The organism is Serratia sp. BNK-12 (assembly GCF_047456085.1).
In the GTDB taxonomy this organism is placed as follows: Bacteria; Pseudomonadota; Gammaproteobacteria; order Enterobacterales; family Enterobacteriaceae; genus Serratia; species Serratia liquefaciens.
Map to the genome: position 1 here is coordinate 2,838,671 of NZ_CP179896.1, position 25,564 is coordinate 2,864,234.

The window sequence follows — 25,564 nt, forward strand, 5'->3', positions numbered from 1 at the left end:
GCTCATCTATACTGTTAGCAATTCTCGCAGTCTCCCTGTAAAGGATTTGGAACCTCGACATGATCCACTCACTGTTATCCATCCCCTGCGTCACCCTGCAAGGGGAACATAAAACGCTGGGGGATTTCCCCGCCCGAGCCTATCTGGTGGTTAACACCGCCAGTAAATGCGGTTTTACGCCGCAATACCGTGGGCTGGAAAACCTGTGGCAGTATTACCGCGAACGGGGGCTGATGGTGCTGGGCTTTCCCTGCAATCAGTTCGGTTCGCAAGAGCCCGGTAATCCCCTGGAGATCGCCAACTTCTGCACTCTGAACTACGGCGTCAGCTTCCCGCTGTTCAGCAAGATTGAGGTCAACGGTCCTGGGGCGCATCCGCTGTTCAATGAATTGAAACGCCTTGCTCCGGGCGTATTGGGCAGCCAGCGAATCAAATGGAACTTCACCAAATTCCTGCTGACCGCCGACGGTCAACGGGTGAAACGCTTCGCACCGATCACCAAACCCGAGCGCCTGTTCGACCGCATTGAAACCCTGCTGAAATAACCTTGTTTTAGACGGGCTGAGCCCCTTCAGCCCCTGTCACCTTCCCTTCCTACAAAAAGGTTCCATCGGTAAGAAAATTTTCCTTGATGTAACCTTTCGTTCACATGATAATGATTCTCACTTTGATATTAATTACTATTTAACGGTCTGTTTTATAAACACATGACGATGGATAATCACAATCACGACTTACCTGCCAAAACCGTAAGCCCCGCGGTGAGTGGCCTGACCTCGCCTCCCTGCTACGACAGCGCTCAGCTGCTCGACGCCGAGGGCGTGGCGATCATCATCCATCAGGGCCAGCGCTACCAGCTGCGGCAGACCAAAGCCGGGAAATTGATCCTGACCAAATAACACCCATCCCTCAACGCCAGCCACCCCGATCGATATTGATCCAGGCAGCCAGCAAATCTATTGATATGTTAAAAACATACGGAGAGTTGCGACATGCCTCTGATCCCTTACACCCGGCTGCGTTTATCCGCATTGAGTCTGGCGATTGCCTGCGCTCTGCCGACGGTGACTTTTGCACAAACCAACCACACGGCTTCTTCTTCCAGCGATGTGTCGGCTAAAACGAGTAAAGCCAGCGATGAAACCCTGACCGTTGCCGCCACCGGCAATGCACGCAGCAGTTTTGAAGCGCCGATGATGGTCACCGTGATCGAAGGCAATAGCCCTGAAAGCCAGACCGCCACCAGCGCCGCCGACATGCTGCGCCGCGTGCCGGGCATAACCGTCAATGGCACCGGCCGTACCAATGGCCAAGATGTTTTCATGCGCGGCTACGGTAAAAACGGCGTACTGACGCTGGTAGACGGTATCCGTCAGGGCACCGATACCGGTCATCTTGGCGCCACCTTCCTGGATCCGGCACTGGTAAAACGCATTGAAGTGGTACGCGGCCCTTCGGCCCTGCTTTACGGCAGTGGCGCACTGGGCGGCGTAATTGCTTATGAAACCGTGGATGCCGCCGATCTGCTGCTGCCAGGTCATGACACCGGGTTCCGGGTTTACGGCACCGCGGGCAGTGGCGATCACAGCCTGGGTATGGGCGCCAGCGCCTATGGCAAGACCGACAACCTCGACGGCCTGCTGTCATTCGGCACTCGCGACGTTGGGGATTTGCGTCAGGGCAACGGTTTTGACGCGCCCAACGACGAGACCATCAGCAATGTGCTGGCCAAAGGCACCTGGAAGATTGATGAAAATCAATCATTAAGTGGTGACCTGCGCTACTACAACAATCGGGCGCAGGAACCGAAAAACCCGCAGGAGTCCGCTAGCAGCAGCGGTAACCTGATGACCGATCGTTCAAGCATCCAGCGTGACGGTCAACTCAGCTACAAACTTAAGCCGGTGGGTCAGGATTGGCTCGACGCCGTAGCCAAAGTCTATTATTCCGAAGTGGAGATCAACGCCCACACTCATGGCAACGAAGACGAGGCGCGTAAACAAACTACCCGTGGCGCGAAACTGGAAAACCGCACCCGCCTGTTTGCTGACACCTTCGCTTCTCATCTGTTTACCTATGGCAGTGAAGCTTACAAGCAGGAACAAACGCCGGGCGGTGCAACAGAGAGCTTCCCCCAAGCGAAAATCAACTTTGCCTCCGGTTGGTTACAAGATGAAATTACCCTGCGAGACCTGCCGGTGACCCTGCTTGCCGGGACTCGTTACGATAACTACAAAGGCTCCAGCGACGGCTATGCGGATGTGGATGCTGACAAGTGGTCATCTCGTGGCGCTATCAGCATTACGCCAACCGATTGGCTGATGTTGTTCGGTTCTTACTCGCAGGCATTTCGTGCGCCGACCATGGGTGAAATGTATAACGACTCTAAACATTTCTCTATTCCCATGGGACCTACCACCATCACCAACAATTGGGTACCCAATCCGAATCTGAAACCGGAAACTAATGCCACCCAAGAGTATGGTTTCGGGCTGCGCTTTGACGATCTGCTCTTAGCTGACGATAGTCTGCAATTCAAAGCCAGTTACTTCGACACCAAAGCCCGAGACTACATCACTACCGACGTCACCATGGAGTTGGGACGTGGTCCCCGTGGCCCTTATTGCATCAGTTGCACCACTTTCTCGACCAATATCGATCGTGCGAAGATCTGGGGTTGGGATGCCATGTTGAGCTATAAAACGCCAATTTTTGGCTGGGATTTGGCATACAACCGAACACGTGGAAAAAATGAAACCAGCGGCGAATGGTTAAACAGCATCAATCCAGACACCGTTACCAGCACGCTGGATATCCCGCTGGGTGAAACCGGTCTCTCTACCGGGTGGGTTGCGACGTTGGCCCAACGCGCCAGCCGTGTAGAAACCGGCACACCGGAGCAAGGCGGCTACGGCGTCAATGATTTCTACCTGAGCTATAAAGGCCGCGATCGTCTGCAGGGCGTTACCACCACCGTGGTGCTGGGCAACGCCTTCGACAAAGAATACTACTCGCCGCAGGGCATTCCGCAGGATGGCCGCAACGCCAAACTGTTGGTCAGCTACCAGTGGTAACGTTTTGAATCCGGCGGGCAACCCGAATGCCCGCCGATTGCACCTCTCACAGGAGAACTATCAATGAGCAATACCCTCTACCAACGCTACCAGCAGGCAAAAATTGATAACCCAGGCAAATACGCACGCGATCTGGCCGAGCTGCTTGGCGTCAGCGAAGCAGAACTGACCCATGCTCGCGTCGGTCAGGATACTCGTCGTCTGCAGGCCGATGCCCGCACCCTGCTGACCGAGCTGGAGCAGGTTGGCGTCACCAAATCCATCACCCGTAACAGCTACGCGGTGCACGAGCAGATGGGGCGCTACCTCAACCAGCATCTGAACGGCCACGCGGGTCTGATCCTCAACCCACGCGAATTGGATTTGCGGCTGTTCCTCAACCAATGGGCCAGCGCCTTCGCCATGAGCGAAACCAACAAGCGCGGTGTGCGTCACAGCATTCAGTTCTTCGATCATCAGGGTGATGCGTTGCATAAGGTGTACACCACCGACGAAACCGACCTGGCCGCCTGGATGGCGCTGGTGGAACGCCACCTGAGTGCAGAAAACCCGGCGTTGGCACTGAAAGCCCCGGACGCCACCGTCAGTAACGCCGCACCGGACAACGAAAAGATCGACCGCGAATGGCGTGAAATGACCGACGTTCACCAGTTCTTCCAGTTGTTAAGTCGCAATAAGCTGACGCGTCAGCAGGCCTTCAAGGCCGTCGGCAACGATTTGGCCTACCGGGTGGATAACAGCGCCCTGTCCCAGTTGCTCAACGCAGCGCTGGGCCTGCAAAACGAAATCATGATTTTTGTCGGCAACCGTGGCTGCGTGCAGATCTTCACCGGTCAGATCGAGCGTCTGATGCCGCAGGAAGGCTGGATTAACGTGTTTAACCGTCGTTTCACCCTGCACCTGATCGAAGACGCAATTGCCGAAAGCTGGATCACCCGCAAGCCAACCAAAGACGGGTTTGTCACCAGCCTGGAGCTGTTTGCCGCGGACGGCACGCAAATCGCCCAGCTTTACGGCCAGCGTACCGAAGGCCAGCCGGAACAAACCCAGTGGCGTGAGCAGGTTGCCGCGCTTGAACCCAAGGACATTGCCGCATGAAACCCTCATTGACCCGTCGCCTGGCGTTGTGCATTGCGCTGGCGTTACCCTTCTCCGCTGCGGCGGCGGAACGTATTGTCTCGATAGGCGGTGACGTCACCGAAATTGCATTCGCACTCGGCGCGGGCGATGAAGTGATTGCGCGCGACAGTACCAGTCTGCAACCTGAAGCCGTCAAAAAGCTGCCGGATGTCGGCTACATGCGTCAGCTTAATGCCGAAGGTATTCTGGCGTTGAAACCTTCGCTGGTGCTGACGACCGAACTGGCCGAACCGGCGCTGGTGCTCAAACAGCTGGAAGAAAGCGGCGTTAAGGTCGTACGCATTCCGGGCGATACCACGTTGCAAAGCGTGCCGGAGAAAATCGAGGTAATCGCCAATGCGTTGCAGCGTACCGAGCAAGGCAAAAAGCTGAGCGAACGGTATCAGCAACAGCTGGCGGCGGTGAAAACCGATGCTCTGCCGGTCAAGGTCCTGTTCGTCATGAGCCACGGGGGGATTACACCGATGGCCGCCGGGCAACACACCGCCGCCGACGCGGTCATCACGGCAGCCGGTTTGAAGAATGCGATGCAGGGATTCAGTCGCTATCGTCCCCTGTCGCAGGAAGGCGTGATCGCCAGCGCGCCCGATCTGCTGTTGGTCACCACTGACGGCATAAAAACGCTCGGTGGCCAACAACAATTGTGGAACTTGCCGGGCGTCGCGCTCACGCCAGCGGGGAAAAACCACCGCGTGCTGGTGGTTGACGATATGGCGCTGCTGGGCTTTGGGCTGGAAACGCCGGCGGCGTTGGCCAAACTACGCCACGCGGCGGAGCAAAAGTAATGCGCAGTCGCACTTCCCCACGCGTGGCGATTGCCGGCCTGCTGGTGTTACTGGCGCTGCTGGCGCTGGGTGCCGCCAATATGGGGGCATTGCCCCTGTCGTTTCGCACTCTGTGGCAACAGCCGTTCAGCGACACCGCCTGGCATATCTGGCTAAATATCCGTCTGCCGCGCGTACTGCTGGCGGTGGTGATCGGCTGTGCATTAGCGGTATCTGGTGCCGTGATGCAAGGGTTGTTTCGCAACCCGCTGGCTGACCCGAGCCTGCTGGGCATCAGCAGCGGCGGCGCGCTGTTTGTCGCGCTGATTATCGTGATGCCTCTGGCGTTGCCTCCGGTGATTGCCCTGTATGGCCATATGCTGGCGGCGTTCCTCGGCAGCATGCTGGTGTCGCTGTTGATCTACGGTATCAGCCGCAGCGGCCACGGCAGCCTGTCGCGCCTGCTGCTGGCGGGGATTGCCATCAACGCCCTGTGCATGGCGGCGATTGGCGTGCTGTCTTACCTCAGCAACGACCAACAGCTGCGTCAGTTCTCGCTGTGGATGATGGGCAGCCTTAGCCAGTCGCAATGGCCGACGCTGGTGGTGTGCGCTTCCCTGATCCTGCCGACCACCTTACTGACCCTATTACAGGCGCGTCGCTTGAATCTGTTGCAACTGGGGGACGAAGAAGCACATTACCTCGGGGTCAACGTCCAGCGCGCCAAGCTGCAACTGCTGTTGCTTAGCGCCTTGTTGATTGGCGCCTCGGTGGCGATGAGCGGCGTGATTGGCTTTATCGGTCTGGTGGTGCCGCACCTGGTACGCATGCGCCTCGGCGGCGACCACCGCTGGCTGTTGCCCTGCTCCGCGTTGGGCGGTGCCTGCCTGCTGTTGGTCAGCGATACGCTGGCACGCACCCTGGTAGCACCGGCGGAAATGCCGGTCGGGTTGATGACCAGCCTGATCGGCGGGCCTTACTTCTTATGGCTGGTGATGCGCCAGCGGGAGCGTGTGGGTGGATAACTCCTCAAGCCTGACGGCGCAGCAATTACGTTACAGCCTGGGTTCACGTCGGCTGATAAACGACGTTTCGCTCAGTATCGCCAGCGGCGAAATGGTGGCAATAATCGGGCCAAACGGCGCAGGTAAGTCTACGTTGTTGCGCTTGTTAACCGGCTATCTGGCTCCGGGTTGCGGCGAATGTCAGCTACTGGGACGACCGTTAGAACAGTGGCAACCGCAGCAGTTGGCGAAGGTACGCGCGGTGATGCGCCAACACAGTGATTTGGCCTTTCCTTTTACCGTGGAGGAAGTGGTCAGCATGGGACGGGCACCGCACGGCAAACGCGATGCACGGCACGCGGTGCAACAGGTGATGGCGCAAACCGACTGCCTTGAACTGGCCCAACGCGATTATCGCCAGCTTTCCGGCGGCGAGCAGCAACGGGTACAGTTGGCCCGCGTGCTGGCACAACTTTGGCAGCCACAGCCCACCCCGTCCTGGCTGTTCCTTGACGAACCGACTTCGGCACTGGATCTCTACCACCAGCAACATACGCTGAGGTTGCTGCGCACGCTTACGCGCCAACAGCCGATCGCGGTGTGCTGCGTGCTGCATGACCTCAACCTGGCCGCGCTGTATGCCGACCGCATTTTATTGCTGCATCAGGGGCAATTGGTCGCCTCGGGTACGCCGCAGGAGGTGTTGCAGGCGGAAATACTCACCCGCTGGTATCAGGCAGATTTGGGGGTAGTACATCACCCGGAAGTGGCGTTACCGCAGGTGTATTTACGCCAGTAGTGGCAGTACCGGGCGCGGTACCCGCCGCGCCCGTCATCCTTTCATTTCAGTGCAGTTAACTCGAGCAGGATATCTCCAGATGCTTGCCCCAATCCGGCGGCAATGCGGCGAGATCGTCATATTCCGGCGCGTCAGCAAACGGCGTCAACAAGGCCTGATGCAGGCGCGCCAGTTTGCTGACATCATCCCGTTCGGCACTTTCAATCGCCTGCTGCGCCAGATAGTTGCGCAGGATCAGCTTCGGATTCACCGCCTTCATCGCCTGTTGACGCTCAGCGTCGCTCACCTGTTCTTGCTGCAAGCGCTGGCGGTATTGTTGGTACCAACCGTCGAACGCAGCGCGATCGATAAATTCATCACGCAGCGGCGACTGCGCCTGTTGCTGTTCGGTATGACTTAACAAGCGGAAAGTTCGGCTATAGTCCCGGCCTTCTTGCGCCATCAGGCTCAGCAACCCGGTGAGCAAATCGTTATCCTGCTGCGATTGGGTGAAGAAGCCGAGCTTGGCGCGCATCTGTTCCCCGTAAGCGCGCATCAGGGCCGGTTCATAGGCTGCCAGCGCCTGCTGCAGCTGTTCCGTACTCATCAGCCCGGACAGGGTCTGTGCCAGCCGATGGAGGTTCCACAGCGCCACCGCCGGTTGATTATCGAAGGCATAGCGCCCCTGATGATCAGAGTGGTTGCAAATATAGTCGGGCTTGTAGTCGTCGAGGAAGCCATAAGGGCCATAGTCGATGGTAAGACCCAGAATCGACATGTTATCGGTGTTCATTACGCCGTGAGCGAAACCGACGGTCTGCCAATGGGCGATGAGCCGCGCAGTGCGCTCAACCACGTCGGTAAACCACAGTAAGTAACCCTCCGCCTGATCTTGCAACTGCGGCCAGTGACGGGCAATGACAAAATCGGCCAGCTGCTGCACCTGTTCCGGCTGCTTGCGGTAATAAAAATGCTCAAAGTGGCCGAAACGCACGTGGCTTTCCGCTACGCGTAGCAACATCGCTCCACGCTCAGGTTGCTCACGATAAACCGGCTCTTCACTGGTCACAATGGTCAGCGCACGGGTGGTTGGAATGCCCAGATGGTGCAGTGCCTCGGAGGCGAGGAACTCACGGATCGCCGAACGCAGTACCGCACGCCCGTCGCCCATGCGTGAATAAGGCGTCAATCCCGCCCCTTTCAGGTGCCAGTCCATGCTGCGGCCATCCGCCAGGCGTTGTTCACCCAGCAAAATGCCCCGGCCATCCCCCAACTGCCCGGCCCAAACGCCGAACTGATGGCCACTGTAAACCTGCGCCAGCGGTCGCATGCCCGGCAACAGTTTCTCACCCGCCCAAATCGGGGTTTTGTCCTGGGTAAACCAGCTTTCGTCCAGCCCCAGTTCGCGTGCCAGCGGTTCGCTGTGATACAGCAAACGAGCGCCTTTCAGCGGAGTGGGATTCAATTCGGTATAAAAACCGGCTAACTGATGTTGGTAAGCGTTTTCAAACTGCGGCATAGGCCCTCCGTTGCACCTAGTGTAGAGCTTGAACGGGGCGATTAACACAGAGGAAATGCAGGGAGAACGCATCTGCCTGATACCTGGGCAGATGCGGGGATCAGCGTTTATGCCGATACGGTTTGAATGCCTTTTTACGCTGAGCGGGAAAATACCCGATCGGCGAGAAAATCATAATGAATAACAGCGCCGGAATCACATCTGACATCATCCAGTCCATTATTGGCTCCGTTGTGTGTTGTACTCTCAATTATTGTTATTGAACTCATCGGGTGTTACCCGTAACGCTGCCAGATTGTCCACACCAACGCTGGGCCATAAAAAACCTTGCAGGCCAAAAACCCCGGCGTGTCTGAGCTTATTAAAATATTCCCTTTTCTCTATTCCTCCTACGATCACACCTTTGCACAGCAAATTGATATTTTTTAATAGCGAGTCAATGACCACGTCATATCCCTGATGGGTAAACAACTGCCAGTAAAAACGCTTGTCGATCTTGACGTAGTCGAACAACCCATCATACAAGGCGGTCAGGGTCGCCTGGCCGGAGCCGAAATCATCCAACCACAGCGAAAACAATTCGCTCAGCCGGAGGATCTTTGGATTGTTTTTGCCGGCCGAAAGATTCGGAAAACCCTCACTGATTTCGAAAGCAATAAATGGCCATTGCCTGATACGGTCACAGAGTTGGCCGTCAGCGAGAATCAAATCGACCAGGGTTTCTTCAATATTAAGCGTCAACAAAACGTCGTTTTCGACAAACCAGGCGGCATTCTGTTCTGCCAGTTTCAATTGCTCATTAAATAACTCAATCTTTTGCTCAGCGGTCAGTAAATTAATCCCAATGTCAGCCGGCATAGCCAAATCACCGTCCAGACTATTAAAGCGGTTCAAAATTTCTACCGCTAACAGCCTGCCCTCCATTGAGTAAACAGGTTGAAAAACATAGCTACTAATAAAGTCAGCTTCGAATTGTATTTTCATTTCAATGCCACAGGCTGAATGGCGAGCATCTCATCGTATATCAATATATTTTATCGATCAATCCCTCTGAGATTAATCGGAAATATCAATGCAATTAGTGATAACTTATCATTTAATTGATAGATTAAAGCTATGTTGCGTCCACTTGGCACGGTATCAAAAACAATTTGGCTTAAGACAGAGTTGGCGAAACCCCACTAAATTTAAGCCATATTTAGGTTAAGTAATATAGTCACACTGAAAATTTGGCTTATCGCTATTGTTTTCATTAAAGAAATTCTTAAACATATCTAAATATCAATTAAGCATGAAATCTGCACAAGCGCAAGCGCGCCGCAAACTGATTAAATTTAATAACGCATCAATTCCGTACGTTATTCTTTGCATTGAAACAGCAAAAAAATGCCCACCTTGCTTTATTGGAAATTCATGCTACCCACTATTGAGGTGGCTTTCGGCAGCAGAAAGCCGATAAAAACAATAAAGCGGCGCAAACTTGCGGCATAAAAAAAGGATGACACCGTCATCCCTTGATATTTAAAGCGTGGTTGTTATTTGATCGTTTCGACCAGCCATTGCCGCAGCTCGGCTAACTCGGTAGCCTGCTCCGGGAACTGAGCAATCAGTTTGTCGCAGCACTCAGCCAAGGCTTCACTGCGGTAAGCGCAACCCACCAGCATCTCTGCCAAACGCTGCAGCGGTGCCGGACTCAGGCTGTCGGTAAAAATCTGCGCCCGGCAGATCTGCCCCTTTTCTACGTCAAAGAAGATATCCACCCCACCCCAGACAAAGCGTTCGTTCAGTAAATGGCTAAATGCCGGCGCCTTGCCGAAATTCCATTCCCAACTGCTCTGTTTGGCAAACTGCGCGGCGAAATCCGGCAGGTCGGGATAGACATCCGGTGAGATGATTTCCGCCGTAGCGGTCTCGCCATAGTAGTCAAAGAATGCCTGAGTCACCGCATCGCAGACCTGCTGGTGGCTGATGTCAGGTTTAAATTCCACCAGGTTGGCCACCCGGGAGCGTACCGAGGTGATGCCCTTGGCCTGCAGCTTTTTGGGATCCGGATTAAGATAATCCGCCAGACGGTTAAGATCGGCATTCAGTAATAAGGTGCCATGGTGGAACCCGCGATCCTGGGTTTCCCGATAGGCCGAGCCGGAGATTTTACGCACGCCTTCCGGCGTTTCGATCACCAGATCATTGCGGCCCGATGCCGTGGCAGAAATACCCAACTGGGCCAACGCCTGCAGAATGATACCGGTGGAAAGAGTTTTGTCGTAACCCGGTTTGCCCGCCATAAAGGTAAAACAGGTGTTGCCCAGATCGTGGAATACCGCTCCACCGCCGCTGCTACGACGCGCCAGGCGAATGCCGTCCTGCTCCATTCGCCGGGTGTTGCACTCTTTCCATGGGTTTTGTGACTGGCCTATGACCACCGTTTCGGCATTGCGCCATAAGAACAGGATTTTCTGCGTGGTCATTTCGCGGAAGATGCACTCTTCCACGGCCAGATTGAACCAGGGGTCGTAAGAATCGGAAATCAGTAAGCGTAAGTTATTCATGGCGGTCCCCGCTAAGCACGTGATGCCGCCATAATACACCAAATCAACAGCTTAAGATTAAATTCGCCGCGCCTGCCAGTAGGCTTTTTTCCAATACACATTGTCCAGCGAGGATCGCATCACGCCACGGCTGGTGGAGGCATGAATAAACTGATCGTTGGTATCATAAATGCCAACGTGCAAACCGTTCTCACCGCCGCCAGTTTTGAAAAACACCAGATCGCCCGGCATCAGCTCATCACGCGAGACTTTGGTTCCCAGCGAGGTTTGTTCCACCGTCGAACGAGGTAGTTGCATATCGAAACGGTCGCGGAAGGTGCGATAAACGAAACCGGAACAGTCAACGCCGCCGCGATCCACCCCACCATAACGATAAGGTGCGCCGTACCATTGACGCAGTTGCTCATTCAACTGAGCCACCACCACGATAGAGTCCGCCAGCCGACCGCTCGGCGGCGGTGCATGACTGCTACAACCGGCAAGAATTAAACTGGCTAATAAAAACCAAATACGCATCCGCATAATATCCCTTCATTGAACACGTTGCCGCATCATGCCGTCCGGTAAAAGCATACCGCCTGCGAGGCAAAGCCGGCACCACGTAAGGAAAGCGCTATTTGGGGCTAATTTATCCCCCTGCAGGGGAAAAAGGCAAGCACGGTGAAGGAGATAATCGCATTGGCGCCACTTTTTGCGCTATTAAGGCGTTTTTACCTTGGCCTGGCTGTTAATCAGCCACACGCCAAACAGGATAAACAGCGTTCCCAACGTTTTCAACAGGGTGGCGGATTCGTTAAACCACGGCAGGATCACCGCGGCCAGGTACACCAGCGCATAGCTCACGCTCAGCAGTGGGTAAGCGCGGTTTAGTGGCAGATGGTGCAGCGCGAAGAACCAGCACAGCATGGACAACGCATAACCGAAGATACCACCGCTGACCGCCAGTAGCGGCACCCAATACTGAGCAAACAGGCCTAACGTCACGTCGGCAAACGACATCAATGGGATCTGCGCCATACCCCACTTCATCAGTAGCTGCGCCAGCGTGACCAAGAGTACGCTGGCCGCGCCCCAGGCGTAGCCCCTCATGGATTGATACTCATCAGCAGGATCCCCAACATGATCGACGCCACGCCGTACCAATGACGTGCGGTGGTGGGTTCGTTAAACAACCACCGGGCAGCTAATGTCACCAACACAAAATTCAGGCTGAGCGTCGGATAAGCCAGGCTGAGCGGCAAGCGCTGCAGCACGTTGAGCCAGACCGCCATGCCCAACCCCAGCAAAAACACCGCCAGAAGCAGCCAGCGCAGCGTCACCCCCCGTCTGACGTCGGGGGGCAATTGCCAACTCTGGGCCGCTTGTTTCTGGCACAGCTGCCCACCGCAGGTGAGCAGGCTGACCACCAGCACCAACAAGTACCCGACTATCATGGCTGCTGTTGATACCAAAGCAGCGCTAAGCGGTTCATCTCAACCACTTTATCCGCTGCCGGTAAGGTTTGCGGCACGTGATCCCCTCTCGACAGTTGCAATACCAATGAGACGTCACCCTGTTTTCGCGCCTGGGCCAACCACTGCGGGAAATCGGCATCGCTGATGAAATGGCTGCGGGAATCCGGGTAGGCCAGGCCATAAGCCACCTCACCTTTCTCGCTGAACATCAGCACATCGCTGCGCTTCAACTCCCAGGCCAGCCCTGCCGCTACCCCTGCGCTGTCGGTCAATACGTAACGGCTATGGCCCAACTGCGCCATATTTACGCTGATAAAGTTTTGCGGCAGCTTGGAGTCAGTGACCTGCTGCGGAATGGCGTAACCCACCAGCAAGCACAGCAGTAGCGGACAAGCCGCTGCCCAGCGCCAGCGTTGCGCGTTATTACGCGCCGACACTATGGCAAAGAACAGCCAACCGCCGAACATAATAATGCCGATGACGATCTTCGGCCACTCTTGTGCCCCAAACAGCTTCACCTTCGGCAGCAATCCTGAACCCAGCACCAGCAGCGCCACCACGCAAATCAGACCAAATAAGCCGTTCAGCAATGCGTTGATCTTGAAAGTTTTGCTGCGTAGGCTTGCCGCATAATCCTCAGCGTAAGCGGCCATCAACAGCGCCAACGGCGCCATGCACGGCAAAATATAGGTCGGCAGTTTGCCTTTGGCGATGCTGAAAAAGATCAGCGGCATCATCACCCAACTCAGCAGGAAGAACAGCTCCGGCCGTTGGACGCGTTCACGCCAACCCTTAAGCAAAGATCCCGGCAACAACGCCAGCCACGGTAATACCGCCGCCATCAAAATCGGGATGTAATACCAGAACGGCGCTTTGTGCTGGGCGTTATCCTCGGCAAAACGCTGAATATGCTCCACCCAGAAGAAGTAGTTCCAGAAGTCCGGCTCACGTTGAGCAATAGCCAGCGCCCAAGGCAGGCTAAGCAATACCGCGGTCAGGATCGCCAACGGGCCGTAGATCAAGAGATCCTTGATCCGCCGCTGCTGAATGACTATCGGGATCACCGCAATCACCGGCACCGCCAGCGCCAGGAACCCCTTGGTCATAAAGCCCATGCCGCAGGCCAGCCCCAGCAACACGTAACCGCCGACTTTACCCTTGACCGTGGTGGCTTTCAGCGTCAGGTAATAACTGACCATGGCCGCCACCAGCCACAGGGAAATCATCGGATCCAGCACGCTGTACGTGCCGATGCTGAACACCAGCACCATCGACAGGAAAATCAACGTCGCCAGGCTGGCGCGGCGCGCGTTGCGCCACATCAGCATTGCCAGCGCGAACACCAGCACGGCGGTCATGCCGGTGCTGAATACCGAGCCAAAACGCACCGCGAAGTTGGTATCGCCAAACAACCACTGGCTGATGTTGTTGAACCAATATCCGGCAACCGGTTTTTCAAAATAACGCAGCCCAAGCAGATGCGGCACTACCCAGTCGCCGCGTTGCAGCATTTCACGGCTGATCTCGGCGTAACGAGTTTCATCCGGTTGCCACAGCAGGCGACCATTGAGGGGGATCAGGTAAACCAGAGCAAAAAAAATGGCCAACACAATGGCCCAGGATCCTTTTAGCGCCTTCATGAATCGTCCTTCACATCGGTTTGACAACCCAGCCAACCTTCGCGGCCAGGGAAAGGAGCACGCTCGACGCGGCCCAATGGCAATGACGCCAAATCTTGTGGCAACAAGGTGCTTAACGGGCAGAATTCTATGCCCTGCCGTTGCGCCCGTTGCAGTAACTGCTCAAACATGGCGGCCTGAGACATACCTTCAACTTCGGTATGAATGGTATAAACCGGCACGCCGCGATCGTTTTCAATCGCCCGTAAAATGTAATCGTTGAAGTCAGCCATGCTGACTTCACTGCCAATCACCTCATCAAAGGTCGGTAACGTCACCGGGATCTGCACGGTTCCCACACGGCCATCGCTTAACAGCGGACGGAACGGATGGGTACCACGACAATCGCTGTTGTAGTGAAAACCGAAGCGCTGCTTCACTTCCAGCACCCGTGTGTCCGCGCGCCAACCGGCAACGGCCGAGCATTTGACCGGCAGCCCGGTACTGGCAGTCAGCGCATCCACACCCAACTGCACCTGTTGCGTCAACTGCGCCTCAGACCAACGGCCGACCTTGGCCTGCCAGCCCTGATGATCCCAGGCGTGCAGGCCCACTTCATGCCCGGCCTGGGCGGTGAGTTTCATCAATGGCCCCAGGGCACGGGCGATATTACGCCCCGGCCAGGCGGTGCCGGCCAGCAGAATATCCCAGCCGTACAGCGACGCGGCGTTCGATCGCAGCATTTTCCACAGGAATTTCGGACGTAAAAGGCGCCACAGATGGCGCCCCATATTGTCCGGCCCTACGCTGAAGAAGAAACTGGCCTGAATGTTGTACTTGTCGAACAACTCCAGCAACTGCGGTACCCCTTCACGGGTACCGCTGAAAGTATCTACATCAACTCGCAGACCGACTTTCTTCATGCACCGTCACCTTCCTGAACGGTGGTGCGCAAGAAGTAGTCCAAGGTATCGGCAACGGTTTGCTGCATCGCGATGGTCGGCTGCCAATCCAGCAGGCGACGGGCATTTTTGATGCTTGGCGTACGGTGCTCAACGTCCTGATAACCCTTGCCGTAATAGCTGCTGCTTTCGACATCCTTAAAGCCGGCAAACGGCGGGAAGCGGTCGCGCAACGGGTGATTATTGAAGCTTTCGAGCAGCATTTCCGCCAGTTCGCGGATGCTGGCCTCGTTGGTCGGATTACCAATGTTGACGATTTGGCCATCGCACAAGCCGTCGCGGTTTTCGATGATGCGGAACAGCGCTTCAATACCGTCGTTGATATCGGTAAAGCAGCGTTTTTGCGCCCCGCCGTCCATCAGTTTGATCGGCGACCCTTCCACCAGATTGAGGATCAACTGGGTGATGGCACGGGAAGAACCGATACGCGCTGCATCCAGGTTATCCAGGCGCGGCCCCATCCAGTTAAACGGACGGAACAGCGTAAACTTCAGCCCTTCTTTGGCACCATAGGCCCAGATGACTCGGTCCAGCAGCTGCTTGGACACCGAGTAAATCCAGCGTTGTTTGTTGATTGGCCCGACGATCAGGCGGGAATGATCTTCGTCGAACTCTTTGTCGTCGCACATACCGTACACTTCGGAGGTGGACGGGAAGATGATGCGCTTGTTGTATTTTACGCAGTCACGAACGATTTTCAGGTTTTCTTCAAAATCCAACTCGAACACGCGCAGTGGATTGCGGGTGTACTCGATCGGCGTGGCGATGGCCACCAGCGGCAGAACGACATCACATTTCTTGATGTGATACTCGATCCACTCGGAATGGATGCTGATATCCCCTTCCACAAAGTGGAAGCGCGGGTTATCCAGGAAACGGCTGATGGCATCAGAACCGATATCCAAACCGTAAATGTCGTAACGATCGTCACGCAGCAGACGTTCGGTCAGGTGGTTACCGATAAAGCCGTTAACGCCGAGGATCAGTACGCGGGTTCTGCGCTTCATCACTGCGTTGGGCTTGGCAGCCAGACGTACGTCGGTGACGATGCCCATTTCCTGCGCCAGACGGCTACCCTGTACGTACAGGCCGGCATCGTTTTGACCGGCAACGATTTCCAGTGCGCCTTCGCCGCAGGCAATGACCAGCGGAGAAGTACTGAGCACGGTGCCAGGCTGCTTGTCATGCTGCGCATCCAGCACGCGAGCACGCCAGACAATCAATTTACGCTGACCGAGATAGCTGAAGGCGCCAGGATAAGGTTCGGTCACTGCGCGGATCAGGTTGTTGATTTCCTGCGCCGATTTATGCCACAGGATCTCACCGTCTGCCGCAGTCCGGCGACCAAAGTAGCTGGCTTCGGCTTCGTTTTGCGCACTGAATGTCGCCGTGCCGTTTTTCAGCTTCGGCAGTTCGTCCTTCAGCAATGACTGTGCGGCTTCCAGCACTTTTTTGTGCAGCGTCAGCGCCGTGTCGTCAGCGGCGATTGCCACTTTGCGCTGACCAACGATATCGCCAGCGTCCGGACGCTTGACCATTTTATGCAGCGTAGCGCCGGTTTCTGTTTCGCCGTTCACCAGCGCCCAGTTCACCGGTGCGCGGCCACGGTAGCGAGGCAGCAGTGAACCATGGAGGTTGAAACCGCCAAGCGGCGCCAGCGACAGCAGCTCGTCGCTCAGCAGATTACGGTAATAGAAGGAGAAAATAATGTCCGGCTGCATCTGGCGAATGCGTTCGATCCACAGCGGGTGGTTAACGTCCTCCGGCGCATAGACCGGTAACTCCAATTCTGCACCCACACGGGCAACGGAGGAGAAGAAGTTGTTCTCACCAGGATCGTCGGTATGCGTGAATACTGCTTGAACGTCATAGCCTGCGTCAGTCAGCGCTTTCAGACCTGCGCAGCCAATATCATGGTAAGCAAATACAATAGCTTTCATCATTCTTCTTCCTGAGTATTGTGGTTCGGCTGTTCACCGACCACTTTCTGAACAAAATAACGAGGACGAGCACGCACGTCGGTATAAATACGACCGATGTACTCTCCCAACAGACCCATGCCGACAAATTGGGCGCCAATAAAGGAAAACAGCACGGCAAACAGGGTGAACACCCCGCCGCCCGCCCATTCAGGGCCCATGATCAAACGCAGGGCGATCAGCAATACCGCCAGCACGAAACCCGAAAGCGCAATCACGCTGCCCACTACGCTCAGCAAACGCAGCGGCGTGGTGGTCAAACAGGTGATCAGGTCGTACATCAGATTAATCAGCTTCATCAGGCTGTATTTAGAGTCGCCAAACTCGCGTTCAGCGTGCAGCACGTCAATTTCAGTAGTACGACGGGCGAAGGTATTCGCCAGGATCGGGATAAAGGTGCTGCGCTCGTGGCAGTTCAGCATCGCTTCGATAATGTGGCGGCGATAGGCGCGCAACATGCAGCCATAGTCGCCCATCGATTTACCGGTAGCGCGCTGGATCATCATATTGATGATGCGGGAGGCGCTTTTACGGAACCAGGAGTCCTGACGGTTGGCGCGCACAGTGCCGACCACGTCGTAACCCTCTTCCGCCACCCGCACCAACCGCGGGATCTCTTCCGGCGGGTTTTGCAAGTCAGCATCCAGCGTGATCACCAGATCGCCGCTCACCTGATTGAAACCGGCCATGATTGCCGAGTGCTGCCCATAGTTGCGGTTCAGCAATACGGCAATGACGCAACTGCCGGGCTGTTCGGCGGCAGCGGTCAGCATATCGGCAGAATTGTCGCTGCTGCCGTCATCGACCAGGATAATTTCATAGGGCTGGGCCAGCTGTTTACAGGCGGCGGTGGTACGTTCAAGCAAGGCAGGTAGACTTTCCAGCTCGTTGTACACCGGGATCACCACCGAAACTTTTTTAATCGGTTCAACGCGAGACACGTAACGACTCCACAACAGAAGACAAGGCTTTGACCACGCGATCAACATCAGCGTCGGTCATATCAGGGAATAGCGGCAAGGTGCACAAACGCGCCGAGTTCCATTCGGTATTGGGTAAGGACAATTGCGGATAGCGGTCGCGATAAAACTTCTGGGTATGCGCGGCACGGAAATGCAGACCGGTACCAATGCCCACCTCTTTCAGGCGTTCCATCAGTTGGTCGCGATCGATACCGCAACGCTCGGCGTCAACGCGCACCATAAACAGGTGCCAGGCGTGGTCATGCGGATAATCAGGCAACCCCAGCGGCAGGAAAGGTGAACCTTCCAGCGCGGTGAGATAACGCTGTGCCAGCTCTTTACGACGGGCGTTCAACTGCGGCAGGCGCGCCAGCTGTACGACGGCGATGGCCGCGTGGATATCCGAAAGGTTGTATTTGTAGCCCGGTTCCACCACTTCGGCCTGCGGCTTGCGGCCCAGTTGCTGACGGTCGAAAGCGTCAACGGCCAGACCGTGAAACTTCAGACAGCGCAGACGATCCGCCAGTACATCGTCGTCGGTGGCAATCAGGCCACCTTCGGCACAGGTCAGGTTTTTAATCGCGTGGAACGAGAAGATGGCCGTTCCTTGTGCGCCAACCCATTCACCGTTGTAACGGGAACCCACCGCATGAGCGGCGTCTTCAATCAGCGGCAGATTATGGCGTTTGGCCACGTCTCGCAATGCATCCATTTGCAGTGGCGCACCAGCATAATGCACTGGGACAATGGCTTTGGTTTTGGTCGTAATGGCGGCTTCAACATCCCTGGCATTGACCATCAACGTATCGCGGTCAACGTCGATCATTACCGGCGTGGCGCCGAGCAACTCAATCATGTTGAGGGTTGAAACCCAAGTTTGTGAGGGAGTGATGACTTCATCGCCGGGACCAATGCCCAGAGCCATCAGGGTGATATGCATACCTGCAGTAGCGGAACAAACGGCAATCGCATGTTTGCAGCCGAAGGTGGCGCAAAACTCACTTTCCAACTGCTGATTTTGCGGTCCGGTGGTGATCCACCCTGAACGCAATACCTTTTCTACCGCCGCGATTTCTTCATCGCCGATCGCCGGGCGTGAGAAAGGTAAAAATTGATCCATAGTTAACCCCAAACGTATCAAATTTCTTTTAATGACACTGTAGATCTCTTTTATTTAACGAATATTAAACGCCAGAGAGAATCGTTCCCGGTGGATTAACTGCCAATGTACGGCCGCAAGCTTAACTAAACCTTAAGGCGAGATTAATTATCAGCGGACTATCTGATTTGCGAGGGCCATCATCATCATTTTATATTGATTTAAAAATCAATTAGTTATAGTTATTAATAATTATTTACTTATTTTATTCGAACTAAATCAGCGTAGCACGTCAGCGACGGTTTTCAAGATTTATGAGGTGATTTTTAGCGAAGAGTGAAATAAAGCCGATGCTTACTCGGCTATTTATATCGAGTCCGTTTAATTTTCGTTTAGGCCGCATTTTCAATACGCTAACGCACTAGGCGGTTTTGGTCATAATCCAGCGTTGATCGCCCACTGCCTGCAAATGAAAATCGACGTCATAAATTTGTGACAGCAGAACCGGCTCCATCACCTCCCGCGTGCTGCCCTGAGCAACTAAACGCCCCGCATGCAGCAGCCAGACCCGATCGGCCTGCTGTAAGGTGTGGTTGAGATCGTGCGCGCAAACCAAGGCACTGCGCCCACTCTGGCAAAACTCTCTTAATAGTCGGTCCAATGCCACCTTCTGCGCCACGTCCAGGCTGTTGGTCGGTTCATCCAACAGCAGCAATTGGCTGTACGGGTTAACCGTCGGCCAGACTTGCAGCAGCACCGCGGCCAGACGTACTCGCTGCCATTCCCCGCCGGATAGCTGAGTCAACATGCGCGGCAGCTTGTCCATCAGCTTTAAACGCTGGCACAGATAAAGAATGGTACTTTCCAGCGCCTCTTCCGAAGCTCCCGCCGGTTGATGCAATGCCAGATACTGGAATACCGGCATCAACGCCACCGGGGGCTGCTGTTGGCTTAAATAACCACGACGCAGTGCCAGCTCATTGCCCTGAAAACTTTTCAGCGGATGACCGTCCAGCAGGATCTCCCCGATACCGGGCAAGATACCCGCCAGGCAGGCCAACAGCGTGCTTTTACCGGCACCATTCGGGCCAATAAGGTGAAACTGCAACCCAGCATCAACCTGTGCTGAAAACGGGGCCAAGCCCCCTTCTACCCCAACCTGCCTGAGTTGCAGCATGATGTATTACCGCTCCTTCTTTAGTCGGCAAGCGCCTGTTTGACGGCGGCCAGCAACACAGGAGCTTCCGGCGTCGTATCCGGGGAAAAGCGTTCGATGACCTTGCCATCGCGGCCAATCAGGAATTTCTCGAAGTTCCACAGGATATCGCCAGTTTGCTTTGGTGCCCGCCCCTTGCTGCTCATACGCGCCAGGAACTCACTGCCCTGTGGCGCAACGGCGTGCGGTTTGGCCGCGGTCAACGCCTGATACAATGGATGGCGGTTTTCGCCGTTCACTTCCAGTTTGGCAAACATCGGGAACTGAACGCCAAAGGTACCCCGGCAAAACGCCAGGATCTCTTCGTTGCTGCCCGGCTCCTGCCCCAGAAATTCGTTGGAGGGGAATCCCAGCACCTCAAAACCTTGATCCCGGTAGGTTTCGTACAGGGCTTCCAGCCCTTCATATTGCTTGGTCAGGCCGCATTCCGACGCCACATTCACCACCAGCAACACACGGCCTTTATATTGTGCCAGCGTGGTAGATTGATTTTCGATGGTGTTCAGCGGAATGTCATAAATAGCTTGAGTCATGGAGCTTATCCTCTTGTTTTACTTGCAGGTGAACAGAGAAACTACCTTACGCTTTTTACCCGAGTGAGCAACCAGATAAACAGAGGTGCCCCCAGGGTGGCTGTCACCACCCCGATGGGCAATTCAGCCGACAGCAGCGTAATACGCGCCACCACGTCGGCCGCCAGCAAGACGCCGGCACCGGCCAGTGCGCAACCCGGCAGTAAATAACGCTGATTGGTCAAACCGCTAAGGCGCAGCATATGCGGTATCACCAGCCCGACAAATCCGATCACCCCCGCCAACGCCACACTAACGCCTACCAGCCAGCCGATTGCCAGCACCAGCAGATTGCGCCACAAATGCAGTGAAAGCCCGAGCTGGCGGGCCTGTACCTCGCCCAGCGCCATAAAGTTCAGCGCCTTGCCCTGGCAACATAGCCACAGCACCACCGGCACCAGGGCCAGCACCAGCCATTTTTGGCGCCAGTCTACGCCGCCAAAGCCGCCCATCATCCAGTACATTAGCTGGCGCAGATCCAGGCTGGAACTGAAGTACACTGCCCAGGTCATCACTGCACTGCACACAATGCCCAAGGCAACGCCGACCAACAATAATCGCGCGTTGGTCAGACGCTTGCGACGAGCAAAGCTCAGCAGCATAAAGGTCATGATTAACGCACCCGCAATGGCGCTCAGGCTCATAAACGCCACCGGCAGCAGGCCGTTGCCCAGTAATACCATTAGCACCAGTGCAACCCCGGCACCGTTAGCCACTCCCAATAAGCCAGGCTCCGCCAACGGGTTCTCAAACAAGGCCTGCATTACCGCACCGGCAATGGCCAGGCTGGCTCCGACCAACATCACCGCTAGCGCACGCGGCAGGCGTAATTGCCAGACAAACAGTTGCGCCGCATCACTTGACCACTGTGAGGGCCAAAGCCAGACATCACCCGCGCTGAGGCTAAAAACAAAAGCCACGGCAACGCCCAGCGCCAACAGCCATAAATGGCGTTTATCGCGATGACGCTGTTTGTACAGTAATAAAGTAAAGGTCTGGCTGGTTGGCATAGGTGTGGCGATTCCCTGCGGGCCGCGAGCGGCGGTCGAATAATTGACGTCTGGGTCAAATATTAGGGGGTTAGCGCCAGAAGGGAAAGCCTTGCTTAAGGATTATGGCAGGAAAACAACGGCTGATGCTGCCCCCCTCCACTGAGGGGCAACACCAGACGTCGTACACTCAATTAGCGTCGCGGATCATTTCCGTTTTGTGGGTAGGGTTTACCGTGGTCATTGTCGTTGCCGCGGCCCTTACCGTGGTCATTATCATGACGGTTGCCATCGTTACGGTTATCGCGTTCACCGTGGAACGGATTGCCGCCCCGCTCTGGACTCCGGTGATCGTTGCCGCGCGGCGGTGAGGGTTGCCAGCGACCACCGTCCCAGTACAGACCACGGCTATTACGCTCACCCACGCCGCGTCCCTGATGGGCATGCCACCACTGTGGCGGACGCCAGTCATAGCCGTCCCAGTAGTAACCTCGCCGATCCTGATCCCCCAGATGGACCGAGACGCCCGGCACGTTGATATCAATGGAGACATCTGCCTGGGCAACGAGCGGCAGCAACAGCGGTAAACACAACAGCAACAGGATCTTTTTCATTTTGGCACTCTCACTTTATTTTTTGCTGAGCTGGTTATATCAGCGCGATTATTTTACGCCTATCGCCGCAATGCCTATTTTCAGATCGTTTTCACCTCGCTTACATAATCCATACACTCTCATTTTTCAGATTAAATAAAACAGCTGCTAACAACGTTTAACGAATAGCTGACATACCGGATGCCATGCCGCTATTTATAATGACGCTGACACTTATCAAAGAGATATTATTATGATTAAACGCATTGGAATGTTGTTCACGGTCGCCGTGCTGACCACCGCGCTCAGCGCCTGCTGCTTCGGCCCCCACGGAGGCGGTCATCGTGGCGGTGGTGGCCCGGGCCACTATTACAACCATTATTAAAAACCAGGAGCCGAGGCTCCTGGTTTTATTTCAGGTAAAGCAAGAAAATTAATATCCATAAGAAAAATCCGCAAAAATCTGGATGTCTTAAAATTAAACACCAACCTACTTTATTTAATCGCATAGGCTCTTACGGCCATAATTTAGGAATAAACCGAATTTTTCTTCAAAAAAAGAAAAAGGCCGCAAAAGCGGCCTTTTTTGGTTTCACGCAACTTACTCTTTCGGGCTTGCGTTCTCTACCCGACTTTTCAGTTTTTGCCCTGGACGGAAAGTGACCACGCGGCGCGCCGTAATCGGAATGTCCTCGCCGGTCTTCGGGTTACGCCCCGGACGTTGGTTCTTGTCACGCAAATCAAAATTGCCAAAACCTGACAGTTTCACCTGCTCACCGTTCTCAAGAGCACGACGTACCTCTTCGAAAAACAGTTCTACCAGGTCTTTGGCATCCCGTTTGCTAAGCCCAAGCTTTTCAAACAGGTGTTCTGACATTTCAGCTTTAGTAAGCGCCATAGGTTCAATCCCTCAAGGATGCTTGGAATCGCTGTTTTAGAGCCTCTACACATTTTGCAACGGTAACGGCTATCTCCTCTTCTTCCAGTGTACGAGCGGTATCCTGCAATACCAGACTGATAGCCAGGCTCTTATAACCCTCTGCCACGCCCTTGCCACGGTACACATCAAACAAGTTTACGCCAACTACCTGATTTGCGCCAACTTTCTTACACTCTGCCAAAATATCTTCTGCGGGGACGTTTTCAGCCACCACAACGGCGATATCTCGACGGTTTGCCGGGAAGCGAGAAATCTCCCGCGCCTGAGGCACGGCGCGGGTTGCGACCTTGTTCCACTCCAGTTCAAACACCACGGTACGGCCGTTAAGATCCAGTTTACGTTCAAGTTCCGGATGAACCACACCGATGAAACCGACACGTTCGCCCTGGAAATAAATAGCGGCGCTTTGCCCTGGATGCAGGGCTGGATTGGTCTCTGCCTTGAACTGAATTTCGGATAATTTACCGGTCAGCTCCAGGACAGACTCCAGATCCCCTTTCAAATCATAGAAGTCGACCGGCTTACGCGCCAGATCCCAATGTTCTTCATGCGTATGGCCGGCAATCACCCCTGCCAGCATGACATCCTGACGGATACCCAGATTTGCCGCAGTATCAGGCACAAAGCGCAGGCCGCTTTCAAACAGGCGCAGACGAGTCTGCTGACGATTCTGGTTATACACCACCGCAGACAGCAAGCCGGTCCACAGCGACAGGCGCATAGCGGACATCTCTACCGAGATTGGGCTTGGCAGGATCAGCATTTCTTCGCCCGGGTGCAGCAAGGCCTGAACCTTAGGATCGACGAAGCTGTAAGTGATCGCTTCCTGGAAGCCGTGATCGACCAGCATGGTTTTCACACGCTTGAGCGTTAGATCCGCTTCGCGATGCTTGGTCATGATCAGGTCAGCACGTACCGGCACGTCAGGAATATTGTTGTAGCCGTAAACGCGTGCGACTTCTTCTACCAGGTCCTCTTCGATTTCCATATCGAAACGCCAGCTCGGCGCGACCGCCAGCCAGTTGTCGCCTTGCTCGGTCACCTGGCAACCCAAACGACGCAGAATATCGCTCACCTGCTCGCTCGGTACCACGTGGCCGATCAGACGGTCCAGCTTTTCGCGACGCAGGGTGATGGTGGCACGCTTCGGCAATTCGGCTTCAGCTGTCACATCGATGACCGGGCCAGCCTGGCCGCCACAGATATCAATCAGCAGGCGGGTCGCACGCTCCATCGCTTTGTACTGCAATGCAGGATCAACGCCACGCTCGTAGCGATGTGAAGCGTCAGTGTGCAAACCATTACGGCGTGCACGACCGGTAATGGACAGCGGGCTGAAGAACGCGCATTCCAGCAGTACGTCCTGAGTAGTTTCATTCACGCCGGAGTGTTCACCACCGAAGATGCCGCCCATGGCCAGCGCTTTCTGGTGATCGGCGATCACTAAGGTATCGGCATTCAGTTTGGCTTCGTTGCCGTCCAGCAGCGTCAGGGTTTCGCCTTCGCTCGCCATACGCACCACGATACCGCCTTCAATACGGCTCAGATCGAAGGCGTGCATTGGCTGACCCAGTTCCAACAGTACGTAGTTGGTCACGTCAACCACCGCATCAATGGAGCGGATGCCGCAACGACGCAGCTTCTCGCGCATCCACAGCGGGCTTGCCGCTTTGACATCGATGCCTTTTACTACGCGGCCCAGGTAACGCGGGCACGCCTGCGGCGCGTCAACGCGAATTGGCAGCGTATCCGCAATAGTGGCGGCTACCGGGCTCATATCCGGCTCGGTCAGGGCAACCTGGTTCAGCACCCCAACGTCACGCGCTACACCGATAATGCCCAGGCAGTCGGCACGGTTTGGCGTTACGCTGATTTCGATGGTGTTGTCGTCAAGCGACAGGTATTCACGGATATCGGTGCCAATCGGCGCGTCTTCCGGCAGCTCAATGATACCGTCGTGATCGTCGGTAATGCCCAGCTCGGAGAACGAACACAGCATGCCTTCGGAAGGCTCGCCGCGCAGTTTGGCGGCTTTGATCTTGAAGTCACCCGGCAGTACTGCGCCTACGGTGGCAACCGCCACCTTCAGGCCGGTACGGCAATTTGGTGCGCCACAGACGATGTCCAGCAGGCGATCGCCACCCACGTTGACCTTGGTCACGCGCAATTTGTCTGCGTTCGGGTGCTGACCGCACTCAACCACATGGCCTACTACCACGCCGTTAAAGGCGCCGGCAACCGGCTCCACGCCGTCTACTTCCAGACCGGCCATGGTAATTTGATCGGATAATGCTTCGCTGCTGATGGCCGGGTTTACCCACTCGCGCAACCAGAGTTCACTGAATTTCATG

25 protein-coding genes are annotated in these 25,564 nt (G+C 55.3%); 8 read left to right on the forward strand and 17 right to left on the reverse strand.

The features are described 5' to 3' along the window. The first annotated feature begins 59 nt into the window (after positions 1-59). From ACMGG1_RS13030 to ACMGG1_RS13060, 7 genes are all read left to right on the forward strand, one after another. On the forward strand, positions 60-545 hold the full coding sequence (locus ACMGG1_RS13030) for a glutathione peroxidase (protein WP_122079096.1): 486 nt from the start codon (positions 60-62) through the stop codon (positions 543-545). A 162-nt stretch (positions 546-707) separates the two neighbouring features. Next, positions 708-899 (forward strand): hemin uptake protein HemP, encoded by a 192-nt coding sequence (gene hemP / locus ACMGG1_RS13035; RefSeq protein WP_170868563.1) that lies wholly within the window; start codon positions 708-710, stop codon positions 897-899. Positions 900-992: 93 nt separating this feature from the next. Beyond that, complete coding sequence (locus ACMGG1_RS13040) at positions 993-3,074, forward strand: TonB-dependent hemoglobin/transferrin/lactoferrin family receptor (RefSeq protein ID WP_122079093.1); 2,082 nt, start codon at positions 993-995, stop codon at positions 3,072-3,074. A gap of 63 nt (positions 3,075-3,137) precedes the next feature. Further along, positions 3,138-4,172: a hemin-degrading factor gene (locus ACMGG1_RS13045; RefSeq protein ID WP_020826643.1), complete on the forward strand. Its 1,035-nt coding sequence runs from the start codon at positions 3,138-3,140 to the stop codon at positions 4,170-4,172. Further along, positions 4,169-4,999, forward strand: a complete 831-nt coding sequence (locus tag ACMGG1_RS13050) for a heme/hemin ABC transporter substrate-binding protein (RefSeq protein WP_020826642.1) — start codon at positions 4,169-4,171, stop codon at positions 4,997-4,999. Before ACMGG1_RS13045 ends, ACMGG1_RS13050 begins: the two co-directional genes overlap by 4 nt. Continuing rightward, on the forward strand, positions 4,999-6,003 hold the full coding sequence (locus ACMGG1_RS13055) for a FecCD family ABC transporter permease (protein ID WP_122079087.1): 1,005 nt from the start codon (positions 4,999-5,001) through the stop codon (positions 6,001-6,003). Before ACMGG1_RS13050 ends, ACMGG1_RS13055 begins: the two co-directional genes overlap by 1 nt. Then, positions 5,996-6,781 carry a heme ABC transporter ATP-binding protein gene (locus tag ACMGG1_RS13060; protein WP_020826640.1) on the forward strand — a complete coding sequence of 262 codons (786 nt, stop codon included), beginning with the start codon at positions 5,996-5,998 and terminating at the stop codon, positions 6,779-6,781. The genes ACMGG1_RS13055 and ACMGG1_RS13060 overlap by 8 nt, the downstream gene beginning before the upstream one ends. A 55-nt stretch (positions 6,782-6,836) precedes the next feature. Here the strand turns inward: ACMGG1_RS13060 and ACMGG1_RS13065 are convergent, their stop codons facing one another. The 15 genes from ACMGG1_RS13065 to ACMGG1_RS13135 form a co-directional block, all read right to left on the reverse strand. Beyond that, positions 6,837-8,279: a protein adenylyltransferase SelO gene (locus ACMGG1_RS13065; protein ID WP_046373708.1), complete on the reverse strand. Its 1,443-nt coding sequence runs from the start codon at positions 8,277-8,279 to the stop codon at positions 6,837-6,839. A 246-nt stretch (positions 8,280-8,525) separates the two neighbouring features. After that, a complete protein-coding gene (locus tag ACMGG1_RS13070) occupies positions 8,526-9,263 on the reverse strand; it encodes an EAL domain-containing protein (RefSeq protein ID WP_122079080.1) in 738 nt (245 codons plus the stop codon). Between the two features lie 551 nt (positions 9,264-9,814). Beyond that, positions 9,815-10,828, reverse strand: coding sequence for a lipoate--protein ligase A (locus ACMGG1_RS13075; RefSeq protein WP_122079077.1), 1,014 nt, complete (start codon positions 10,826-10,828; stop codon positions 9,815-9,817). Between the two features lie 57 nt (positions 10,829-10,885). Then, entirely contained in the window at positions 10,886-11,350 is a 465-nt protein-coding gene (locus ACMGG1_RS13080; protein ID WP_041414519.1) for an NlpC/P60 family protein, read from the reverse strand. Between the two features lie 177 nt (positions 11,351-11,527). Continuing rightward, positions 11,528-11,917 (reverse strand): 4-amino-4-deoxy-L-arabinose-phosphoundecaprenol flippase subunit ArnF, encoded by a 390-nt coding sequence (arnF, locus tag ACMGG1_RS13085; protein ID WP_414160717.1) that lies wholly within the window; start codon positions 11,915-11,917, stop codon positions 11,528-11,530. After that, positions 11,914-12,261: a 4-amino-4-deoxy-L-arabinose-phosphoundecaprenol flippase subunit ArnE gene (arnE, locus tag ACMGG1_RS13090; protein WP_020826633.1), complete on the reverse strand. Its 348-nt coding sequence runs from the start codon at positions 12,259-12,261 to the stop codon at positions 11,914-11,916. Before arnE ends, arnF begins: the two co-directional genes overlap by 4 nt. Then, entirely contained in the window at positions 12,258-13,922 is a 1,665-nt protein-coding gene (gene arnT, locus ACMGG1_RS13095; RefSeq protein ID WP_128865392.1) for a lipid IV(A) 4-amino-4-deoxy-L-arabinosyltransferase, read from the reverse strand. Before arnT ends, arnE begins: the two co-directional genes overlap by 4 nt. Then, complete coding sequence (gene arnD / locus ACMGG1_RS13100) at positions 13,919-14,824, reverse strand: 4-deoxy-4-formamido-L-arabinose-phosphoundecaprenol deformylase (RefSeq protein ID WP_020826631.1); 906 nt, start codon at positions 14,822-14,824, stop codon at positions 13,919-13,921. Before arnD ends, arnT begins: the two co-directional genes overlap by 4 nt. Next, positions 14,821-16,803: a bifunctional UDP-4-amino-4-deoxy-L-arabinose formyltransferase/UDP-glucuronic acid oxidase ArnA gene (arnA, locus tag ACMGG1_RS13105; RefSeq protein WP_046375045.1), complete on the reverse strand. Its 1,983-nt coding sequence runs from the start codon at positions 16,801-16,803 to the stop codon at positions 14,821-14,823. The genes arnD and arnA overlap by 4 nt, the downstream gene beginning before the upstream one ends. Continuing rightward, positions 16,803-17,783, reverse strand: a complete 981-nt coding sequence (gene arnC / locus ACMGG1_RS13110; protein ID WP_414160718.1) for an undecaprenyl-phosphate 4-deoxy-4-formamido-L-arabinose transferase — start codon at positions 17,781-17,783, stop codon at positions 16,803-16,805. Before arnC ends, arnA begins: the two co-directional genes overlap by 1 nt. After that, positions 17,770-18,924 (reverse strand): UDP-4-amino-4-deoxy-L-arabinose aminotransferase, encoded by a 1,155-nt coding sequence (gene arnB / locus ACMGG1_RS13115; RefSeq protein ID WP_128865391.1) that lies wholly within the window; start codon positions 18,922-18,924, stop codon positions 17,770-17,772. Before arnB ends, arnC begins: the two co-directional genes overlap by 14 nt. Positions 18,925-19,324: 400 nt before the next feature. Further along, the gene (gene btuD / locus ACMGG1_RS13120; RefSeq protein ID WP_414160719.1) at positions 19,325-20,080 is read right to left on the reverse strand and encodes a vitamin B12 ABC transporter ATP-binding protein BtuD; all 756 of its coding nucleotides are present in this window, start codon (positions 20,078-20,080) and stop codon (positions 19,325-19,327) included. 20 nt (positions 20,081-20,100) lie between these two features. Continuing rightward, positions 20,101-20,652 carry a glutathione peroxidase gene (locus ACMGG1_RS13125; RefSeq protein ID WP_414160720.1) on the reverse strand — a complete coding sequence of 184 codons (552 nt, stop codon included), beginning with the start codon at positions 20,650-20,652 and terminating at the stop codon, positions 20,101-20,103. Between the two features lie 41 nt (positions 20,653-20,693). Beyond that, positions 20,694-21,701 carry a vitamin B12 ABC transporter permease BtuC gene (gene btuC / locus ACMGG1_RS13130; protein WP_261107639.1) on the reverse strand — a complete coding sequence of 336 codons (1,008 nt, stop codon included), beginning with the start codon at positions 21,699-21,701 and terminating at the stop codon, positions 20,694-20,696. Between the two features lie 173 nt (positions 21,702-21,874). Next, positions 21,875-22,294, reverse strand: a complete 420-nt coding sequence (locus tag ACMGG1_RS13135; protein WP_142815298.1) for a DUF2502 domain-containing protein — start codon at positions 22,292-22,294, stop codon at positions 21,875-21,877. A 232-nt stretch (positions 22,295-22,526) separates the two neighbouring features. On the opposite strand from ACMGG1_RS13135, the gene ACMGG1_RS13140 reads away from it, so the two are divergent. Beyond that, positions 22,527-22,658, forward strand: a complete 132-nt coding sequence (locus tag ACMGG1_RS13140) for a hypothetical protein (RefSeq protein ID WP_020826623.1) — start codon at positions 22,527-22,529, stop codon at positions 22,656-22,658. 216 nt (positions 22,659-22,874) lie between these two features. On the opposite strand, the gene ihfA is transcribed toward ACMGG1_RS13140, so the two are convergent. Continuing rightward, the gene (gene ihfA, locus ACMGG1_RS13145) at positions 22,875-23,171 is read right to left on the reverse strand and encodes an integration host factor subunit alpha (RefSeq protein WP_004943604.1); all 297 of its coding nucleotides are present in this window, start codon (positions 23,169-23,171) and stop codon (positions 22,875-22,877) included. Between the two features lie 4 nt (positions 23,172-23,175). Next, positions 23,176-25,563: a phenylalanine--tRNA ligase subunit beta gene (gene pheT / locus ACMGG1_RS13150; RefSeq protein ID WP_201895330.1), complete on the reverse strand. Its 2,388-nt coding sequence runs from the start codon at positions 25,561-25,563 to the stop codon at positions 23,176-23,178. Between the last annotated feature and the right edge of the window lies 1 nt (position 25,564).

What these genes read in the sequence shown, in the direction of transcription:
- ACMGG1_RS13030 (WP_122079096.1), top strand. Translation starts at nt 60, where the DNA reads ATGATCCACTCACTGTTATCCATCCCCTGCGTCACCCTGCAAGGGGAA.
- hemP (WP_170868563.1), top strand. Translation starts at nt 708, where the DNA reads ATGACGATGGATAATCACAATCACGACTTACCTGCCAAAACCGTAAGC.
- ACMGG1_RS13040 (WP_122079093.1), top strand. Translation starts at nt 993, where the DNA reads ATGCCTCTGATCCCTTACACCCGGCTGCGTTTATCCGCATTGAGTCTG.
- ACMGG1_RS13045 (WP_020826643.1), top strand. Translation starts at nt 3,138, where the DNA reads ATGAGCAATACCCTCTACCAACGCTACCAGCAGGCAAAAATTGATAAC.
- ACMGG1_RS13050 (WP_020826642.1), top strand. Translation starts at nt 4,169, where the DNA reads ATGAAACCCTCATTGACCCGTCGCCTGGCGTTGTGCATTGCGCTGGCG.
- ACMGG1_RS13055 (WP_122079087.1), top strand. Translation starts at nt 4,999, where the DNA reads ATGCGCAGTCGCACTTCCCCACGCGTGGCGATTGCCGGCCTGCTGGTG.
- ACMGG1_RS13065 (WP_046373708.1), bottom strand. Translation starts at nt 8,279, where the DNA reads ATGCCGCAGTTTGAAAACGCTTACCAACATCAGTTAGCCGGTTTTTAT.
- ACMGG1_RS13070 (WP_122079080.1), bottom strand. Translation starts at nt 9,263, where the DNA reads ATGAAAATACAATTCGAAGCTGACTTTATTAGTAGCTATGTTTTTCAA.
- ACMGG1_RS13075 (WP_122079077.1), bottom strand. Translation starts at nt 10,828, where the DNA reads ATGAATAACTTACGCTTACTGATTTCCGATTCTTACGACCCCTGGTTC.
- ACMGG1_RS13080 (WP_041414519.1), bottom strand. Translation starts at nt 11,350, where the DNA reads ATGCGGATGCGTATTTGGTTTTTATTAGCCAGTTTAATTCTTGCCGGT.
- arnF (WP_414160717.1), bottom strand. Translation starts at nt 11,917, where the DNA reads ATGAGGGGCTACGCCTGGGGCGCGGCCAGCGTACTCTTGGTCACGCTG.
- arnE (WP_020826633.1), bottom strand. Translation starts at nt 12,261, where the DNA reads ATGATAGTCGGGTACTTGTTGGTGCTGGTGGTCAGCCTGCTCACCTGC.
- arnT (WP_128865392.1), bottom strand. Translation starts at nt 13,922, where the DNA reads ATGAAGGCGCTAAAAGGATCCTGGGCCATTGTGTTGGCCATTTTTTTT.
- arnD (WP_020826631.1), bottom strand. Translation starts at nt 14,824, where the DNA reads ATGAAGAAAGTCGGTCTGCGAGTTGATGTAGATACTTTCAGCGGTACC.
- arnA (WP_046375045.1), bottom strand. Translation starts at nt 16,803, where the DNA reads ATGAAAGCTATTGTATTTGCTTACCATGATATTGGCTGCGCAGGTCTG.
- arnB (WP_128865391.1), bottom strand. Translation starts at nt 18,924, where the DNA reads ATGGATCAATTTTTACCTTTCTCACGCCCGGCGATCGGCGATGAAGAA.
- btuD (WP_414160719.1), bottom strand. Translation starts at nt 20,080, where the DNA reads ATGCTGCAACTCAGGCAGGTTGGGGTAGAAGGGGGCTTGGCCCCGTTT.
- ACMGG1_RS13125 (WP_414160720.1), bottom strand. Translation starts at nt 20,652, where the DNA reads ATGACTCAAGCTATTTATGACATTCCGCTGAACACCATCGAAAATCAA.
- btuC (WP_261107639.1), bottom strand. Translation starts at nt 21,701, where the DNA reads ATGCCAACCAGCCAGACCTTTACTTTATTACTGTACAAACAGCGTCAT.
- ACMGG1_RS13135 (WP_142815298.1), bottom strand. Translation starts at nt 22,294, where the DNA reads ATGAAAAAGATCCTGTTGCTGTTGTGTTTACCGCTGTTGCTGCCGCTC.
- ACMGG1_RS13140 (WP_020826623.1), top strand. Translation starts at nt 22,527, where the DNA reads ATGATTAAACGCATTGGAATGTTGTTCACGGTCGCCGTGCTGACCACC.
- ihfA (WP_004943604.1), bottom strand. Translation starts at nt 23,171, where the DNA reads ATGGCGCTTACTAAAGCTGAAATGTCAGAACACCTGTTTGAAAAGCTT.
- pheT (WP_201895330.1), bottom strand. Translation starts at nt 25,563, where the DNA reads ATGAAATTCAGTGAACTCTGGTTGCGCGAGTGGGTAAACCCGGCCATC.